Origin of the sequence: Paenibacillus cineris (assembly GCF_018333335.1) — a bacterium.
Taxonomy (GTDB): domain Bacteria; phylum Bacillota; class Bacilli; order Paenibacillales; family Paenibacillaceae; genus Paenibacillus_AQ; species Paenibacillus_AQ favisporus.
The window spans coordinates 1,891,216-1,909,723 of record NZ_BORU01000001.1 but is presented as its reverse complement, the minus strand read 5'-3'; the positions used below and the strand labels follow the sequence as shown (position 1 = coordinate 1,909,723).

19 protein-coding genes are annotated in these 18,508 nt (G+C 54.7%); 8 read left to right on the top strand and 11 right to left on the bottom strand.

All coding sequences use genetic code 11. The annotated features are described in order from the left end of the window. Positions 1–85: 85 nt before the first annotated feature. The 4 genes from KI379_RS09205 to KI379_RS09190 form a co-directional block, all read right to left on the bottom strand. On the bottom strand, positions 86–1,093 hold the full coding sequence (locus KI379_RS09205; RefSeq protein ID WP_212983369.1) for a sensor histidine kinase: 1,008 nt from the start codon (positions 1,091–1,093) through the stop codon (positions 86–88). Beyond that, positions 1,090–1,794: a response regulator transcription factor gene (locus KI379_RS09200; protein ID WP_076167434.1), complete on the bottom strand. Its 705-nt coding sequence runs from the start codon at positions 1,792–1,794 to the stop codon at positions 1,090–1,092. The genes KI379_RS09205 and KI379_RS09200 overlap by 4 nt, the downstream gene beginning before the upstream one ends. Positions 1,795–1,803: 9 nt before the next feature. Beyond that, entirely contained in the window at positions 1,804–3,660 is a 1,857-nt protein-coding gene (locus tag KI379_RS09195; RefSeq protein WP_212983368.1) for an ABC transporter ATP-binding protein, read from the bottom strand. Between the two features lie 103 nt (positions 3,661–3,763). Then, the gene (locus KI379_RS09190; RefSeq protein ID WP_212983367.1) at positions 3,764–4,672 is read right to left on the bottom strand and encodes a LysR family transcriptional regulator; all 909 of its coding nucleotides are present in this window, start codon (positions 4,670–4,672) and stop codon (positions 3,764–3,766) included. 142 nt (positions 4,673–4,814) lie between these two features. Between KI379_RS09190 and KI379_RS09185 the strand changes: the two genes are divergently transcribed. Beyond that, complete coding sequence (locus KI379_RS09185) at positions 4,815–5,714, top strand: DMT family transporter (RefSeq protein WP_212983366.1); 900 nt, start codon at positions 4,815–4,817, stop codon at positions 5,712–5,714. Between the two features lie 136 nt (positions 5,715–5,850). Here KI379_RS09185 and KI379_RS09180 read toward each other — a convergent pair whose 3' ends face one another. The 3 genes from KI379_RS09180 to KI379_RS09170 all read right to left on the bottom strand — a co-directional run bounded on the left by KI379_RS09180 (position 5,851) and on the right by KI379_RS09170 (position 8,695). Continuing rightward, positions 5,851–6,267 carry a hypothetical protein gene (locus tag KI379_RS09180; protein WP_145021183.1) on the bottom strand — a complete coding sequence of 139 codons (417 nt, stop codon included), beginning with the start codon at positions 6,265–6,267 and terminating at the stop codon, positions 5,851–5,853. Between the two features lie 136 nt (positions 6,268–6,403). Then, on the bottom strand, positions 6,404–7,846 hold the full coding sequence (gene nagZ / locus KI379_RS09175; RefSeq protein ID WP_244879227.1) for a beta-N-acetylhexosaminidase: 1,443 nt from the start codon (positions 7,844–7,846) through the stop codon (positions 6,404–6,406). A 42-nt stretch (positions 7,847–7,888) separates the two neighbouring features. Then, positions 7,889–8,695: a sulfite exporter TauE/SafE family protein gene (locus KI379_RS09170; RefSeq protein WP_212983365.1), complete on the bottom strand. Its 807-nt coding sequence runs from the start codon at positions 8,693–8,695 to the stop codon at positions 7,889–7,891. Positions 8,696–9,209: 514 nt separating this feature from the next. On the opposite strand from KI379_RS09170, the gene KI379_RS09165 reads away from it, so the two are divergent. From KI379_RS09165 to KI379_RS09135, 7 genes are all read left to right on the top strand, one after another. Then, positions 9,210–10,046, top strand: coding sequence for a sulfurtransferase (locus KI379_RS09165; protein WP_212983364.1), 837 nt, complete (start codon positions 9,210–9,212; stop codon positions 10,044–10,046). Between the two features lie 210 nt (positions 10,047–10,256). After that, positions 10,257–10,679: a VOC family protein gene (locus tag KI379_RS09160; RefSeq protein ID WP_212983363.1), complete on the top strand. Its 423-nt coding sequence runs from the start codon at positions 10,257–10,259 to the stop codon at positions 10,677–10,679. Continuing rightward, a complete protein-coding gene (locus tag KI379_RS09155; RefSeq protein ID WP_212983362.1) occupies positions 10,679–11,455 on the top strand; it encodes an RNA polymerase sigma factor in 777 nt (258 codons plus the stop codon). The genes KI379_RS09160 and KI379_RS09155 overlap by 1 nt, the downstream gene beginning before the upstream one ends. 11 nt (positions 11,456–11,466) lie before the next feature. Then, a complete protein-coding gene (locus KI379_RS09150; protein ID WP_212983361.1) occupies positions 11,467–11,967 on the top strand; it encodes a DinB family protein in 501 nt (166 codons plus the stop codon). Between the two features lie 182 nt (positions 11,968–12,149). After that, on the top strand, positions 12,150–12,350 hold the full coding sequence (locus KI379_RS09145; protein ID WP_234489624.1) for a hypothetical protein: 201 nt from the start codon (positions 12,150–12,152) through the stop codon (positions 12,348–12,350). Positions 12,351–12,468: 118 nt separating this feature from the next. After that, positions 12,469–13,200, top strand: a complete 732-nt coding sequence (locus tag KI379_RS09140) for a hypothetical protein (RefSeq protein WP_212983360.1) — start codon at positions 12,469–12,471, stop codon at positions 13,198–13,200. 68 nt (positions 13,201–13,268) lie between these two features. Beyond that, entirely contained in the window at positions 13,269–13,796 is a 528-nt protein-coding gene (locus KI379_RS09135) for a hypothetical protein (RefSeq protein ID WP_212983359.1), read from the top strand. 65 nt (positions 13,797–13,861) lie between these two features. On the opposite strand, the gene KI379_RS09130 is transcribed toward KI379_RS09135, so the two are convergent. From KI379_RS09130 to KI379_RS09115, 4 genes are all read right to left on the bottom strand, one after another. After that, positions 13,862–14,662 carry a hypothetical protein gene (locus KI379_RS09130; RefSeq protein ID WP_212983358.1) on the bottom strand — a complete coding sequence of 267 codons (801 nt, stop codon included), beginning with the start codon at positions 14,660–14,662 and terminating at the stop codon, positions 13,862–13,864. A 174-nt stretch (positions 14,663–14,836) separates the two neighbouring features. Continuing rightward, positions 14,837–15,541 (bottom strand): DUF4274 domain-containing protein, encoded by a 705-nt coding sequence (locus tag KI379_RS09125; protein ID WP_212983357.1) that lies wholly within the window; start codon positions 15,539–15,541, stop codon positions 14,837–14,839. Positions 15,542–15,576: 35 nt separating this feature from the next. Beyond that, a complete protein-coding gene (locus KI379_RS09120) occupies positions 15,577–17,247 on the bottom strand; it encodes a DUF6138 family protein (RefSeq protein WP_212983356.1) in 1,671 nt (556 codons plus the stop codon). A gap of 174 nt (positions 17,248–17,421) precedes the next feature. Then, complete coding sequence (locus tag KI379_RS09115) at positions 17,422–18,483, bottom strand: suppressor of fused domain protein (RefSeq protein WP_212984660.1); 1,062 nt, start codon at positions 18,481–18,483, stop codon at positions 17,422–17,424. Positions 18,484–18,508 lie beyond the last annotated feature (25 nt).

Genomic DNA, 18,508 nt, shown 5'->3' with positions numbered 1-18,508 from the left:
TCGTAAGGATATGTTCGGGGTCCCTCACCGCAAAAAAAGGACGCCATGACATTTCATCAAAGCGCCCTCTCTCCCTCTGCGATTGTTAGACAGATGGCCGCAACGGCCGCGCATCAAAAACGAACCTTACCGTCGTCCCCTGTTCGGGAGCTGAATTGATTTCTACGCGGTGACCGAGCCGGCTGCACACCTCGCGGACCAGGTACAGACCCATTCCCGTCGATTCGTGGTAGTTCCGGCCCGTACTTCCCGTGTAATAAGGCTCAAATACCCGCCCTAAATCCTCGGGCCGGATGCCCACGCCTTGATCCGTGATTTCCAGCACCGTTTCGGCTTCACGGCGGCTGGCTGCAAACACTACTCGCTCACCGCGGCCGGACGAATACGTGACAGCATTCGTGATCACTTGACCCAGCATGAAATGAAGCCACTTGGCGTCCGAGTAGACGGCCAGCTCCTCATCGATCCGGATGTCCGGTACAAGACGATTGCGGATGAACCAGCGTCGGTTGTCGGCCACAGCCTCCTGGACGGCAGATCGGAGCGGAATGGCATCGACCCGAAAGTCATGCTCAAACCGGTCCAGTCGGGATGTATACAGTGCCATCTCCAATCCCTTGCGCAGCTTGTCCAGCTCCTCCTGAATGCTGCCCTCCACCTCGTCGTCCAAATCCATATCCTCCAGCGTCAGCTGGATGACCGAGAGCGGCGTCTTCATTTGGTGCACCCACCGGTTGATAAAAGCGGTGTGAAGCGCAAGCCGCTGCCTCGTATCATAGAGCTCATTCTGATACAGCTGAAATTGATTCTCCAGCAGCTCATGCAGCGCATCGGCCAGCGGGGTCTCCCCGATTTCGTTCTGGGACTGGTCCAGCGTCCCGGCCGGCTCCGACAACCGCTGGTATAAGCGGCGGTGGCTCAAATACCTGTAGGTTAAATAAACGAATAATAGAACCGTTATCAGGACGGCGCTGTACAGGGAGATGGAGACGGAATGCGTATCCGATCCCAGCCAAAACAGCGTTCCGACCAGGATGATCTGCACAAGGTATACGATCAGAAGCGGGATGTGCTCTTTCAAAAACAGCCTCACGGCGTCTCCTCTCCCATGGTACGGAGCACATACCCGGCTCCGCGTACCGTTTCGATCCGCTCCTCCATGTCCAGCTCCTTCAGCTTCTTGCGCAGCCGGGTCATATAGACGTTCAGCGTGTTGTCATCGACAAAGTGATGATCTTCCCACAGCAGATCCAGCAGGCGGTTGCGGCTGACGACTCGGCCGGCCCGGTTCATCAGCGCTTCAATCAGCATCGATTCCTTCTGTGTCAGCTCTACACTGGCGCCGGCTGATGACAGAATAAACCGTTCCGGATACAGCGTCAGTCCGCCCGGCTCCTCTACTTTGCGCTCCTCCTGCCTGCCGGAATAAGAGCCGTAGGCACGGCGAAGGCTGCTGCGGATTTTGGCCATCACCACTTCATAAGCAAAAGGCTTCGTTATATAATCGTCCGCCCCGTTCTCCAGCGCCATCACCTGATCCATTTCACTGTCGCGCGCCGAAATGAACAGCACCGGGCATGTGGACACATGCCGGATCTGCCGGCACCAATAAAAGCCGTCAAACTTCGGAAGATTGACGTCCAGCAGAACGAGATGCGGCTGGAAAGATTCAAACCGTTCCACCACCCGGTCGAAATCCTCCAGCACCGCCGCCTCATACCCGTATTTCTCCACATGCGCCTTCAGCATGGAGGAGATTTTGGCGTCATCTTCGATAATGAATATACGAAACAAAACAATACCTCATTTCCTTTCCGCCGACGGCGGAAGATTCAGGGCGGGCTCGGATGCCGGCGCAGGCAGTTCCCCTGCCTGCGCGTCTTCACCGATGCGCAGCTGCTGCATAGCAAACTCGCGGTACATGGCATGCGATTCGAACAGCTCCTGGTGCGTCCCGCTTCCTGTAATGCGGCCCTTCTCGATGAACAGAATCTGATCCGCATCGACGACGGTCGACAGCCGGTGGGCGATAACCAGCGTCGTCCGGCCCTTCATCAAGTTGTCGAGCGCCTTTTGGACGAACACCTCCGACTTGCTGTCGAGACTCGAAGTCGCCTCGTCCATCATCAAAATTTGCGGGTTCCGCAGCAGCGCCCGGGCGATCGAAATACGCTGGCGCTGGCCGCCGGACAGCTTCACTCCGCGTTCGCCGACTTCCGTGTCATATCCTTCCGGCAGCTCATGAATAAAAATATCGGCATACGCCATATGCGCCGCCCGTTCCACTTCCTCGTCCGTCACTTTCCGGTCCAGCCCGTAACAAATATTGTCGCGGATCGTGCCGGAAATGATCGGGCTCTCCTGCGGTACATATCCGATCCGGCTGCGCCAAGAATGCAGCGAGAAGGATTCGATATCTTCCCCGCCGATACGGATGGTGCCTCCGGTCGGCTTGTAGAAGCGCTCGATCAGGGAGAACAGCGTCGTTTTCCCGCCCCCGCTCGGTCCGACCACGGCCGTCACCTTGCCGGGTTCCAGCGTGAAGTTAAGTCCGTGCAGCACGCCCTCCCCATCACCGCTGTAGGCAAAGCTCAAGTTTTCCGCTTCGATCGCTTGAGCCGCATCGGTCAGCGTGCGGCCCTGCAGCACGTCCTCCTGCTCGTCCTCCAAAATGGAGACGATGCGTTCGGTTGCCCCCACGGATTTTTGCAACTGCGTAAAAAAAGCCGTAATCTGGTTCACCGGCATGACAATCTGGAACAGGTACAGAATAAATGCCACGAGCTCCCCGGCGGTCAGCGCCCCGCTGGATACGCGCATACCGCCGTATCCGATAATGACAACCAGCAGACCCATCATGACCAGCGAAATGACTGGGCCGATGAACGCCTGCACTTTGCCCTCGCGGATGCCGAGCGACAGCAGGCTCTCAATGGAACTCCGCCCGACCCGCTCTTCGCGGTCTTCGGCGTTCGAGGCTTTGACCAGCCGGATCTCGGACAGCACCTGGTTCAGCACTGCTGTGAACGAGGCGGTTTCATCCTGCATTTTCCGTGAAATGTTCAGCATTGTCCGGCCGAGCGGCACCAGCACCGCCGAAGCCACCGGGATGGCGGCGAGCATGATCAGCGTCATCTGCCAGTCCATCAGCAGCAGGATGATGATCGAACCGATCATAGAGATGATGCCGTTAAAAAAACCGGTCACATGCTCGGATACGAGCGATTTCAGCACCGCGGTATCATTGGTCATCCGGCTCACGGTATCCCCGGTCCGGTTATTGTCATAGTAGGGGATGGTGAGCGTCAGCAGCTTCTTCCACAGCCTGTCGCGGAGCTTGGCCACCACCTCCTGCCCCAGCCGGTTCAGCAGGTAGATCGAGACGCCGCCGGCAATCGCCTGCAGGACGAACGTCACGACCAGCAGTACGATCTGCTCCGGACGGATCGACTCCACAGAGAAGCTGTCCACCAGATTTTTCGTAAAATACGGGACGATCAGGCTGACCAGCGTGGAAATGACGCTCAGCACCGAAGCCACGGCGAGCAGCCATTTCGACGGCCTCGTCTGCATGACGAGGCGGATGAACGCCTTCCAGTCTCCTTTGGGGGCGGCTGCTTCTTTCGAAGCCCCGCCGATTGCAGATTGATGATCCGTCATCGTAACACCGCTTCCTTTACATGATAGGGTCCAGATCCATTTTCTATAGTTATACCGTCCGGATCGTTCTTGTCAAATTCAGGCGCGTCCACCCGTGTATACGTTACTCTCCCCTTGCGGGTTTCGCTCCTCCCACCCGCGCTTCATCGGCAAGCCAGCTTCGGGCGCAATCGATCATTTTCCGCGTCGCCGGAGAGACGTTCCTCGTAGCGTTCAGGGCGATCCCCAGCGACCGGCAGCTTCCGTCCTCGAGCTCCAGCGCTACCACCTCGTTCCGCCTGCCACGCAGGATCATTTCCGGTAAAATGCTGATGCCCAGTCCGTTCTCCACCATGGCCACGATCGCATAATCGTCGGCTGCCCGGAACTTGACCGGCGGTTTGACCCTGCCTTTGCGCAGTACCCGCCGAACATCGTAATCGCTGCCTTCCTTCGGCATAATGAAGGGCTCGTTGGCAATGTCGACGTACCGTATGCAGGGCTCTTTTTCCAGGTGATGGCCCGGGGGAAGGATGCACAGCATCCGGTCCAGCTTTAACGGGATGACCTCAAACGAATCGAGGGTGGGCATCGACACAAACCCGAAGTCAATTTCGCCGTTGAGCAGCCATTCCTCGATCTCATGGTAGTCCCCTTCATACAAGTTCACTTCGATCCGGGGATGGCTGGCCAGGAAATCGCGGATAATCCCCGGGAGCCACTGCACCGAAATGCTGGTAAAGGTTCCGATCCGGATCGTGCCGGTTTCCAGCCCGTTAATGGCCGCCACTTCCTGCTTCAGCCGCTCCTGCACCTGCAGCATCTCTCGTACGAATGCAAGCACGCGTTCCCCGTTATCGGTCAGACGGACGCCGGAACGGTTTCGCGTAAGGATCGAGAAGCCAAACTCCGTTTCCAGACTGTGAACGGCATGGCTGACGCCGGACTGGGTCAAACCCAGCGCCTCGGAAGCTCTTGTCAGGCTGCCAAGCTCTACCACTTTATGAAACACTTCATACTTAAACAGGCTCACCTTCGCCACCCTTTATTCATTAATTTCATTCATACTTCGCATACAAAACATTCAATTTTCTTATTTAAAAATACCACGTATACTGGATCAGGCGAAAGCTGTTGTTCAAGTTTGATCGTGTAAAGGCAGGGTCCCCCATTCCATGAAACCTTTTAAAGCAAATGTCGTGATTATGATCGTCACCCTTTTTTGGGGCTCTTCCTATCTGTTTATGAAAATGGGGCTGGATTCGGTTCAGCCCTTCAATCTGATCGCCCTCCGGTTCGGGCTGGCGTTCATCGCCGCTGGCGGCCTCTTCGCAGGCCGGCTTCGCCGCAATACAGACGCCTCTGTATTGAAACATGCCGCGCTTTTAGGCTTCATCCTGTTCGGCGTGTTTGCCTCCATTATGCTTGGGCTTCAAGGAACGTCCACATCCAATGCGGGCTTTTTGATGAGCCTGACGGTCATCTTCGTGCCGGTTCTCTCGGCCGTATTCGGCAAAAGCATGCCAAGCAAGCGGCTCGTCCTGGGCGTCCTGCTGGCGATGACCGGAATCGGTCTGCTCACGCTGCGGCCCCAGTCCGGCATCGGCTTCGGAGACCTGTGGTGCATCCTCGGGGCCTTGCTGTTCGCCGTCCACATGATGCTGACGGGCCGTGCAGCCAAAACATCGCCGGATCCGCTCTGCATCGGCATTTGGCAGCTCGGCTTTGCCGGCGCGTTCGGGCTCGCCTTCACGGTGCTGTGGGAGACCCCGCGCCTGCCCGGCAGCATCTCCGGCTGGGTGGCGGTGCTGGCGCTCAGCCTCGTGTGCAGCGCGCTTGGCTTTATCCTGCAGACCATGGCCCAGCAGTATACGACCGCAACCCAAGCAGGCCTCATCTTTGCCTTGGAGCCGGTCGTGGCCGCCGTCATCGGCCTGCTGTTCATGAACGAAACGCTGTCCGCCCAAGGATATGCAGGCGCCGGTCTCGTTCTGCTCGGCGTAGCCCTGTCCGAGCTTAACGTCAGCAGACTGCTGGGCCGGAAGAAGCAGCCGCCGCGCGAGGCTGCCGGATGATATGTTCGTACATACTTTAGCAAAGGTGATTTTTCTTGTATTATAAAAAAGGCGCCCCTCTCATCAGAGGCGGCGCCTTTTATTCATTTACATTTGAACCCGGTCCCAAACCACACTGGCAGCTTATACCTCAGTTTTACGTACGCATCAGCGCAAGTGTAGGCGTTCCGCTCGAAACGTCAACGAAGAGCACGTAGTTGTTACCGTCCGTGCCCTTGAGCACAAGGCCGGGCTGACTGGCCATGACTCCCGCATAGAGATGGACCTGCTGCAGGGTGGGACTACCCATCGGCACGGTCGGTTGGGCTTGCGCGACCACTCGGAATGCCGCGCTTACCGTACTGCCGGCACCGATATTAACGGATACCGTCTGGCTGCCGTTGACCTGCTGAGACCCGGCAATGGTTTGGTTGCCGTTGATCTGGGAGGACCCGGTTATCGTCTGGTTCCCCACCACGTTGAAATTTTGCATGATCGTCTCATTGCCGTTGACTTGAAGGTCCTGGCCTATGGTAGCGTTCCCTGTCACCTGGATGCTATCAAATGTTGGCATATCTCTCATTCCTTTCCTTGAAGATAGAATAGTATATGCCAAGCTTGTCATCCAGCCCCGTGCTATTGTCTTAACAATTCTTCGACCCGTGATAGCGGATCATCCATCATCTCTTACTAGCATCCCGTGATTGACTCTATTTCAAACCGTATTTGCCCAACAAACTGCGGGCATCCTTGTTGATCCGGTCCACATCCGGCCCTTTTGCCGGTTCGTCGGTAATTCCATAAGCAGCCTTCAGATTAAGAACGGCGTATACCCGGTCATTGAGCACCTCTTCGGAGATCGTCCCGTTTTTTACCGCGTCCGTCAGTGCCTGGATGGCCTCCTTCTCCTTGGCGTAATCATGCCCGATCAGAATGATGTTTCCGCCCGCAAGGATAGCCCCGACCGATGCCTTGCCGATGCTGTAATTTTTATCGATCGCCCCCATCGTCATGTCGTCCGAAATGACGACGCCTTTGAACCCAAGCTCATTGCGGAGCAGGTCCGTAATGACAGCTTTGGAGAAGGATGCCGGGTGGTCCGGATCCAGCTTTGGCATCAGCAGATGCGCGATCATGACGACATCCGCCTGGTCTTTCACCGCCGCCTGGAACGGCACGAGTTCGAGCTTCCGCAATCTCGCCAGGTCATGGTTCACGACAGGCAGACCGATGTGGGAGTCCACGGATGTATCGCCATGCCCCGGGAAATGCTTCACGACTGGCACCACATGCTCCTCACGGATTCCCTCCATCGTAGCTTTGCCGAGCCGGGCAACCCGTTCGGCGTCATTTCCGAAGGAACGGTCCCCGATCACGGGATTGTCCGGATTGCTGTTGACGTCCAGTACCGGCGCAAAATCCATGTTCAGCCCAAATCCGGCCAGCTCCCGGCCGAGGATCTGCCCGATGCCATGGGATAACTCCGTGCTGTTCTTCCTTCCGATGGCGAGGTTTGTCGGCATGTCGACGAATTCATCCGGCATCCGGGACACCCGTCCCCCTTCCTCGTCCACGCTCATCCACAGCGGCACGGGATTGTCCCGGTTGTCTTTTTTGAGGCCGTTGAACAGGCTCAGCGCCTGCTTTGTGCTGTCGATATTATTTTTGTAGAAAATAAATCCGCCGACATAATACTTCTGCACGAGCTCGCGGGTCTCTGCACTTGTGGCGGTCCCGTCCATACCCACGAGTACGAGCTGGCCGATCTTCTCTTCGGTCGTCAGCTGGTTCAGCTGCTTAAGGACCGGATCGTCCGCTGTTGTATTTGTGCCACCCGGATGCGATCCGTCTGGACCCGTATCCTGGCCGCTGCCTCCGTCTCCATTTGACGTGCCCTCTGGAGGATTGGCCGTATCTCCGCCTTGATTCGCAGAAGAATTCGGCTCACCGTTCCCTCCGGCGGTACCCTCTTGCCCCGTTGCGTCATGTTGTCCATTTGCACCCGTTTGTCCAGATGCGTTATTTCCTCCGTGATTTAAGGAACAGCCGGTTGCGAGCATGATTGACATCACGCATGCCAAGCTGATTCGAAGCAGTCTATGCAAAGCCTTCACACCCTTCTTATTCTCGGTATGCTCTTCCTGTTTGTTCATCTTTGACCTCGGGCACAGAAATATACATGCTTAGGATTCACCTTATATGCCTGCTGTAATAATGCCCCACCAAATTTTTACGGCGGTGGCTGCGATCAGGACGGCAAGGGCGATTCTTAATGATTTGACGTTGAGGCGGCGGCTGACCATCGTCCCCACCGGTGCGCCAAGGATGCTCCCGAGCACGGTAAACAAGGTGGGCCACAGCGGGATATGCCCGCCGGCTATTTTCCCGGATACGCCGCCGATGGCCGAGATAAACACAATTGCCAGCGAGGAAGCCACCGTCACCCGCACCGGAATCCGCAGCAGGGTCAGCATGATCGGAATCAGAATAAAGGAACCTCCGGCACCGACAATCCCGGAGACAACGCCCACCATCAAGGCGGACACCGCGGAGATCCAAGGGTTATACTGCACCGATGCCAGCTGCACTTCCTCCTGGGTGCCACGGCCGGGGATCATCATCAAGACGGCTGCAATCACGGCCAGCACCCCGTAAATAATATTGATGCTTGCGCTGGGCAGATAAGCCGAGCCCAGGCTGCCTGCCAAGCTTCCGATCAGAATACTCGCCCCCATATTCATGATCAGCCCTTTGTGCATCAGCGGCTTTTCTTTTTTGCTCTGTCTGAGAAAAGCCAGCATGCCTGCCAGGGAAGAGAAAAATACCTGGATCATGCTGATCGAGGAAACCTGCCGCGGGCTGAACGTCTCCACGCCAAAGAGTCCCGGCACATAGAGCAGCAGCGGGTAATTGATAATGGCTCCGCCGATGCCCAGCAGACCTGAAAAAAAGGAACCTGCCAGTCCGATGAAAAACATAACGATATGTCCTGCTAAATCCATCTACTACACACCTCTGGATGACTGAATAGTTCGCAGCAAAAAACTCAAAATTAACACTATACGAATGGAACATTAGCGTTTATAATAAACCCAAGTAAATCAATGGGAATAGGATGGTGAATAAGCTTGTTTGCGAAATTAAAGAGCTTGTTTGTAGACCGCTGCCCTTCATGCTCTGAGCCTTTGCTTTCGAGCAAAGATCACCTCCGCGTCATCAAGAGCTGTCCGAATGACCATTATACGGAAGAGATATACACCCATCTCCATGTGAGAATCGTTTATCATAAATGAGGATTGCCTACATTTCGGGCTCTAATAATGACGGCTGGATATCTCCCCTTGTGGGGCGACCCGGCCGTTTTTTTATTTTGCGGCGGCTTGTCCGCAGCGCGTTTATCATAACACACTTGACCTTGCCGAAGAAACCGATTGGAGAGACAACCCCCCGCCCCGCTGGTATAATAGAACAATATTCCATTCAAGATATTATCATTGAATTAAGGCGGTGTTTTTATTGAGCGTACTAGTGAATAAAGCTTGGGTGCTTGCCCGGATGTACGAGCCCGACGTGACGATCGTCGACTGCCGGTTCATGTTGGGACAGCCCGATGCCGGAAGGATTTCCTATGAGGAGAACCATATCCCGGGAGCGGTTTTCCTTGATCTGGAGAAGGATTTGTCTTCCTCCGTCAGTGAGCATGGCGGGCGGCATCCCCTGCCTGATACCGGCCAGCTTGCCGCAAAGCTGGGGAAAGTCGGCATCAACCGGGAAACCCGTGTCATCGCTTATGACGATCAAGGCGGACTGTACGCTTCACGTCTGTGGTGGCTGATGAGCTACATGGGTCATGAGACGGTGTTCGTCATGAACGAAGGCTTCAGTGCATGGAAGGATGCAGGTTACCCCGTCAGCAAGGACCAGCCGGTTCGGGTCCCTACCACCTTCACGGCTGATGTGCATCCTGAAATGCTCGTCAACCTGGAAGACGTCCGCCAGGCGATGAAGGATCCATCGATCGTCATCCTGGATTCGCGTGAATCCTCCCGTTACCTGGGTCTGAACGAGACGATCGACCATACCGCCGGCCATATTCCCGGCGCCAAGAACAAGTTCTGGAAGGGCGTCCTACAGGACAACGGGGAATGGAAATCCCTCGATGAGCTCAAAGAGTACTATAAGGACGTGCCGAAGGACCATGAAATTATCGTCTACTGCGGTTCAGGCGTGTCGGCCTGCCCGAATGTCCTTGCCTTGACCGAGCTTGGATACCCGGATGTCCGGCTGTACGCCGGCAGCTGGAGTGATTGGATTTCGTACAGCGAAAATCCGATTGCTACAGGGGAAGAGTAATCTCCGGGAGACCGCATCTAGCGCTGAATTATGGGCTGTGACAAGTTGCTGGCGAGCGACCTGTTGCAGCCCTCTTTGTAGTTCTCCGGCAGCAGGCGTGATCCATAGGCCGGGATAAAATATTTAAAAAGACTTTTTGCTACCCCGTATCTTATTATGGATTTTTATCGTTATTAGATTGAAAATCAGGTTAAAGGAGAGTGCTCATCTATGGAAAAAATCATCGCTTATGTATCCGCTATTTTTATTCCGGTGACCGACATTACACGTTCAGAGGAATGGTACGTTCGAATGTTCGATCTGGAGACGATTGAAAAGACAGATGATCGGGTCGGGCTCGCCTTCCCTAACGGCCAAACCTTGGTTTTATTATGGAAAGTGGAGAACCCGCAGCCTGTCCAATTTGATACCGGTAAAGATATGATGCCTTACTTCAATTTCACATCGTACGATATTAACCATTCGTATAGCCAGCTTAAGGCGAAAGGAGCGGAATTAAGCGAAATCCACGAAGAGGATGGGTACAGGTTTTTCAAAGCATTCGATCTGGACGGAAATCCCGTGGATATTGTGGAAGAAACGGGGCAAACGCCGTATTTTACTCACAAGAATAACATAAGGAAGCAGAAATAGTGACGCAGGGAGGTCACTTAACAGACGCAGGATACGAGACATTTGCGAAGATGACGCTTCCCCTGCAAAACGATCTGAAACGATATTGTCTGGCCAAGGCCGGTTCGGCGTGGGAAGCGGACGATTTGCTCCAAGAGTCGCTTATTAAAGCTTATCGTTGGCATACTCGGTTCCCGAATAGAGAAATAACGAAGCCATTTTTGTTTCGAATTGCTGCCAACGCTTGGGTGGATATATGCCGCAGCCGCAAATGGGAGCCGCAGGTCGGACCACTCGAAGAGCACTTAATCGGTTCCTATGATGAATGGAGTAAGTGGGATGTCCGTGAGGCGCTCGAACTGCTGTCCGATCGGCTCGAACCCAAACAGGTCGTTCTGATTTTGCTGATCGACGTATTTCACTTTACCGCGAAAGAAACGGGAAGGCTGTTCGGACAATCCGAGGGTTCGGTGAAGGCGGCTCTAAGGCGGGCGAGGACGAGGCTGAAAAAGACCGTTGAAAGCCATCCCGAATATTGGGATGATTCCGTGCTCGTAGCCCCGCGTGGCGGACTCAGTATCGAGGTGTTCGAAGCGCTGGTCGAAGGTTTTCGCCGTGCAGACCCCTATGCGATATTCCGCTCGTACCAGACTTTGATTGAAGATGGCGCGGTGGTGGACCGGATCGAGCTGCGCGGCAATACGCTCTATTTTACGATCATCGATCCCGACGGCAACGAATTGACGATCACTGAGAAATTGAAATGGCAAGATGATAAGTATCATTCGAAATCCTAGAGGTGATTGCGTTGATCGAAATGCTGCAGCAACAATACGATTGGATCCGATCCGTTAGACAAAACATGTTTGCGTTCTTGGAAGAGCTGCCTCCCCAAATCTTGCATCAACCCGTTCCCGAATTTGGGCGAGGAACGATCATTCGAACCCATCTTCACGTCGTTGACTGCTATCGGTGGTGGTTGGGATCTTTCGCGTTTATGAAGAGAAACGAGCATAGGGATATTTCCATAGAAGAAATTGAATGCGCCGATGTGAAGTACGTCCGTGAACGATTTACGGAAGCGGATGAACTCGTGCAGCGGTTCATAAGTGAATATCGCGATCGCTGGAATGAACCGATCAAGCAGGACGAGAGCTGGCGGGGTTATCCGAAGGCTCCTACTCCTTTGCTGCTGTTAACTCATACGGAGACTCACGAATTTCATCACAAAGGCCAAATCGTATCCATGGCAAGACAACTGGGCTGCCCGCCTCCAGCCGATGACCGCTTAGGCGGACTTTTCACCTGAATCGGAAAGCCTTTTACGAAGCTGCGACCGTTTTTCGGTATTTGCCGGGGAACGGTCGTTTAGTTTCTTCGTTTTGTTTTGTTCGCGATCCAGATCATCAACCATTTCAGGCGGTTGAAACTGTTTTGTATACACCTTTCCTTGCTGAAATTTGGTAAAATGACAGGAAGAGGTGAAATGCAATGAAAAGCAGAAGATTTATGCAGCCCCTGACTTCCCCGATTCACTTCCATACCGCGATGATTGAGCAAACGCCTGTTGCCGTTTTTTTGGGTCAGGAGATGATCGGCAGCGGGAAGATCGTTCAAATCACCGATTACATCGTGAAAATCGGTAACGAATTTTATGTACGCGATGCCTGCACGTTTAAATATGCAGTCTAATCCATGCGAAGAACATTAAGGGCTAACAACTAATAAAACGTTCTCACGTAACGTTGTCCAAGCATTGCCAATAAATCGTGAGCAATCATAGAATAGCTTGTTGAAAGGATGTATTGATTTGATCAAACTTAAAAATCTTTCCGTATCTCTTGTCCTGAGCGCTGCACTGTCAGCTGCGGCGATCTGGCCTATCTCTCCTTCGGTACAAGCAGCGCCGGCCAAAGAATGGCTGCAAATTTCGGAAACAACCACCTATTACGGTGAAGTCAGCGGTGGCAAGCCTAACGGCAGGGGAACGATGAAATGGGGCGACAGCAAACAATATTCCGGGGAGTTCGTGAACGGCCAGCGCGAAGGCAAAGGGAAGTACATCAACGAGTACGCCGCCGGCGGCGAAAGCCACAAAGTCGTATATAACGGGGAGTGGAAGCTGGACCGGATGAACGGCACCGGCACGCTGACCCACAAAGTCATCCAGGAAGATGGTGCGGTCCGCTCGAATGAAATCCAAACGGGTGCTTTCGGCGGCGGCGTGCAGACGAGCGGATATGATGTCATTCATGCCCTGGCCGATCCCGACTTCTACTTCGCGTACAAATCGCCGCAGGAACAGCTCGTCATCATGGGAAGCGCTGACCATCTCAAAGCGTCGTTGAAAAGCGGCAGCCTGTTCAGCGCGGAATACCGCAGCGGCACGATCCACAAGACCTACTCGATCTTCCCTGCGGATACGGCGGCAGAACAGCGTATAAACGAGGCTAGCCTCAAATATTTGCAAAGTATTCAGCCAAAGCTGAACCCTCATCTGGAGCAATTCGAGCGGTTGGCCGGGCAGGTTCCCCTGAAATAAGGATGATCAAATAAACGTCATTACGGTTCAATTTGCATGACCAGGCATGGATCGATAAGGAGAGGTATATGAAATATATTAAAGATTGTCCCGAACCCGGTATGGGCACCTGGTATTTCGAGATTGACCAGCAGGGTGTTGCTTACCGCCAGCTCGTCATCGAGGATGACGGCAAGTGCATCGCTTCGAACCGGAAAGACGGAGACTATCATTTTATGTTGGCCGAGCAGCCGATCGATACATCTGAAGCTGGCTTGATCTTGATCACCCAGGAAGAATTCGAGGAGGTTTGGTCCGCTTCCCTTAAGTCCACGGGCGAGCTGTGGCAGCGCCAGAAGTCGCTGCACCCCGTTGGACAAAGGGTCGAGGGCGCCATCGAAGCCTTTTTCCCGCAGGGAACGCTCATTACGCTTGCGAACACAGAAGCAGTAGGATTAGCTGACACCGGGGAGCTGGAGTTGTCCGGAAAGCCGGAATGGATGTACCCGCTGCACGTCGTTCAAGCCGTTGTGAAGGGATATGACGAAGTTAACCAGTGGATTGAGCTTGGTCAGGCTTCCGTTCTGGAACGGCAGACCGAACCAAATCCAAAATAACCGCTAATTTTAAGAGGAGAGCCCGCAGCTCTCCTTTTTATAAGGTATAAACACTGTAAAAACAGCTATAAATAAGGACCGAAGAAGTACTCCAGTTTCTCCCGCGAATACCCGTCTTCCCCGCGCCAGCAGGCAACGGCATTGAAATCGGTGCCCCGTCCCCGTTCTTTGCGGTAAAAATCTTTGGTTTCCAGAATGCCCGCGTAACCCCAGATCTCCATGACCTGATCCCGTTCATGCGAATTGGAGGGGAACACGTCCTTCCACCTTTTCTCGAGCTGCCGGGCGGCATCCTTGTCACCACACGCCTCAATCCCGTGGATCATCCCCTTCAGCATATCCACGTCTTCTTCCCGCACCGGGAACGGATCCTCCTCACGGCTCAGGCATAACAGATCCAGCCAGCAGTAAACAAGCCAATTGTGGCGGACGCCTCCCCATTTGATCCGTTCGAAATTAAGCACGTTCAGGTCCTCGCCGGCATATTCCTCTTGGGACATCAGCATGCCGTCATCGCAGAAAAAACACTCACTGTACCGGGGGATATCGGCGGCACGCATACGGAATGTATGAGAGGGTAAATGGCGGGTCAGCGTCCAGCTTGATAAAGCGCTGCGCAGATGAACTTTCCGGGTGGAAAGGCTGTGCAAAAACGCAGCAGCCACCCGCTCTTTCGTCACGTTATGCTCATGCAGATGAATGATCCGCCGGATCAGCTCATCATGCGACACGGTGAGCGGATCGGACATCAGCCCCTTGCTTTTGGCGTACTCAAAATCTTCAGCCGATAACATAAAACTTCCACGTCTCCAGCCTCCCGATTGCCAGTACGTATTCGTTAATATTTTTTTGGCTTTCGCATCCATGCGGGCGGATCCCCCTCCTGTTCAGTAACAAATTCAGCCCGAGCTCCTCGCAGCCTGCCAGGCCTCCGTTACAGGCACTGGTGCCTTGCTGCTCGATGGCGCAAAATAATATACATGTCCGGTTTGCCCGAAGCACCGGCGAAATCTCTTCAAGCCTGGGTCCCACCCCACGAATCAAATCAGCTTCGCGCCTACTTTCTCTTTCAGCCTTTCGGCAAGCCAGCGCCATTTCCGGCCTTCTTCCGATGCTGACGCATCGGCTTCATCCATGCCAAGCCAGTAATCGGCATCCAGCAGCTCATACATATCCAGCATTGTGATCTCGGCGCACTCCGGATTTTCCAGGGCAGCGATCATCGGATCGGGCCCATCGTCCCAGTTGTAGCCATCCACCACGGCATGAAGCAGAACCGGCGAGGACAACCCGCGGATCCGGCAGGTGACCTCATCACGCGACTCCTCATACAAAATACCGTCGATGATCCTCTGCTCCTCATCGTTCAACGTGAGGCGGACCGCCCCGTCGGTATCAGCGAGCAAATCGGCCATGGCCTTGTCCATTCTTGCCGCCTGCCAGGCCGTCCCCAGGATGCCGTGCGGGGAATTCAGCTGAGCGCCATTCGCAATCAGCAGCTTGACCGTCTCCGGCTGCTTGAACTTCACCGCTTTTTTGAGCGCCGTATCGCCCAGCTTGTCTTCCGCTTCCAGATCGACGTTTTTCTCGAGCAGCAGCTTCATGCCGTCTACAGGCATCCGGTTGGTGATAAAAAGCATCAACGGCGTTCTTCCGCGGGCGTCCCGCTCGTTCGGGTCCAGCTGATCCACCGCCGCCCGGACCATTTCCAGCTCCTTGCTCTTGCTGGCCTCCGTCCATTCCAAATGATCGTCCCTCCTTTCTCAGGTATAAACTGGACTCACGGATACCATGCCAGCAACCGCTCCAGCTTTTCTTTCATCGGAGAAGTCTCTTTTCTCGCGGACTGCGCCAGCTTGGCGCGTGTTCCGAAAATCCGGTACAGCACCGTTTCCCGCTCATAATCCTCTTTGGACTCCAGCTCACTCAGCAGAGCGTCCGCCAGATCCGGTGTATCGATAACGAAGGATTTCACCGGCTTGGCTGAATCGCTTCCTCCAAGCAGAATCTCCACAAGCACCGGCATCCGATCGGGGGTCAGCCCGTGGGCTTCGATAAAAGCTTCGGCGTACCCGTCTTGAGCGGATTGGTGCTCCGTATCAACCGTTTCCATATACCTGCGCAGCAGCGGAAAAAATTCCGTGCTCATGATGCCTAATCCCAGAACGGCATAGGTTCCCGGCATGACCGACTTCTCCCCGGGTTCCACATCCTTATACCAAGCAAATTCCTCCATGGCTGCCTCGGCGTACTCAGCAATCAGTGGATGCAGCCCGCGATACTGAAGCGCGCCGGCAAAAAAACGGTGCAGCTGCGATTTAGCCAGCTTATTCAGCGGCAGATAGTGCTTGTCCTTTGATGGGCTCCTCAGGTTTAGTTTGTACTCTTTGGGAAACCCCTCTGAGAGCAGGCCCGTTATATACGTCAACGCTTCCCGGTATGCGGCCTCTTCCTCCGCATGCAGGCGGATGTCGATCGTTTCCGTAACGTCATTGGCCGCTGCCTGGATCGCCGTGCCTTCAAACCGGTGCAGGAAGCGCCCGCTGCCGTTCTTTATGTAGCCAGCCGCCTTCTCCGAGCCCAGTTGGACGGCTAATTCCAGATAGCGCGCCCGGAGCTCGGGCTCCCGGCGGCCGACCTTCAGCGCGGCATAGACGAAAAAGTCGAGCTCGTCCGCATTCACAACCACCCCGTCCGCTGCATCTTTGCGCTTCCAGTCTTGGCCGAAACTCCCGGTGCGCTCAAAATAACGGACCAAAAAATGCTCCTCCGCCCATTCCCGAAAGGCTGAAGTATATTGAGAAACCCACCCGAGCAGCCGGTCCGGGTTCGAACGGTGCTTTTCCTCCAGCCGCCCAATCAGCGGCTCTAATTGTGCCTCTCGCTGATCAAACAGATCGGGATTGAGCAGATGACGGGCAAAGAAGAACTCATCCAACTCCTTGGGACGTACCGGCAGATCCCGCAAAACTTTGGACTGGATAAAGGCATCGAGCTCCCGCCTCTGACCCGCGAGCTTGTCCTCATCGATCAAAACCTCGGTGAAGGTCCTTAATCCCTCTTCCCTCTCCATTTCGAGCACGATCTCGAAGCGGTAATCGAAAAACCTGGGGCCGTAAGTCCCGGCCCTCATCTCTTCCGCAAGCCGTGTCCGCAATGCGGGGAGCCACTCGCCGGTGATGAGGTCGTCGGTGATATCGCATATGTAAGGCCCGGCATTCAGCCGGTACGAGGAGTCGGTCCAATCAAAGGGCCGGTCCAGGTCGATGCTGATTACGCCGTATCCGTCGCCGGCTTTGCGGGTACTCCAGGCCACGCCAAGATAATCCTTGATGCCCGCCTGGAGCCTGCTGACTTCCTTGATCTCACGGATACGCTTGCTTTCTTTCTCATAAATCCCGCTGATCAGAGACCACACCTCATCCAAAAACTGCTGTACGCTCGCGTTCAACCGTTTCCCCTCCCGAATTTCTTAAGCCATGCCATAAGAAAACGTCTATCGACGTACTTTCAAAGAAGACAGACCGCGTCTAAAGGTAATTTTTCTTGCAATATTAGGAAACAATCGCTCTGGAGTTTATACTTTCTAATATTATAAACAAGCCCCGCGCGGGCGGGGTCCTGCTTAACCGATGACTTTGACTACATTGCCATCGCTGTCCTTGATCTGCGTCTTCACGATCTGGATTGCGGCCCCCTTCACAGAAGGCAGCGGTACGACGCTTTCCTTCGGTGCCAGCGAACGGCTCAGCTCAGATGCGGCTTGATCGTCCAGGGCAATTCGCACCTCGCCTCCTTCAGCTTTCAGCTCCGGCTTCTGCCCGGGCTCAAAGACGACGCGGGTGTCCGGTCCGACAAGCGTGAGCGAGCGGCCTTTTAAAATCCGGCCAAGCAGCAGCTTGGCAATAATTCCGGCCTGCTTGGCTCCCATTTTCACGACGGAAGGCTGCTTACTGAACCAACCGCTCTTCCCCGGTTCCCAGGCCAGCTGATCCACGAACAAAAATCCGGTGCTGGATCCTTCCGCTTCCGCGCCCTGCCGGATTTTCTCCGCGACGGGTGGAATGCGCAGCAGGGAGCCTCGGGTTAAATCCGTTATGTAATAGGGAATATGCTCCTCGGCAGCCCCGAGAACGCCGAGCGTATTCCAGGTTTGCATCGCTTCGAGCTCATCTCCCGTAATGCCGGTCATCTCCAGAAACTCAACCTGGCCATTCGGCGTCTGGATCGCTGGCAGCTCCGGATCTTCAGCAAAAGCCAAGGCTGTCAGCTGCGTGTCAGCTCCGAGGCAGATCGGCCCGTTAGCATCCAGGTAATCGCCCGAACGGAACACGTTTCCGCTGCCAAACACATACCTGCCCATATTTTGCAGCAGGTTCAAAGCCCACGCCGGCGGCTCCTCCTCATCGGCATCCCGCTGCAGCCGGAATGTCAGCTCAAAGCCGAATCCGCTGACCTCTTGGTCCTCCGACTCTTTTTCATACAATTCCGAGAAGCCGTACGTGACAAAATGCCAATGCGGGATCGGCGATTCCGCTTTGTAGGCGCTGATTCCGTCGAGTGGATCCTGGCCGCCGAGCGCATACGAAATGAGCGTTCCGTAATGCTTTGGCTCTTGACTGCCGTATAATCTTTCAAGCTCCTGGTCGATGGCGTCCCAACCCGGTGCGCCGATTTCTTCGTTCATCATCCTGTCCCCTTCCCATGTGTGC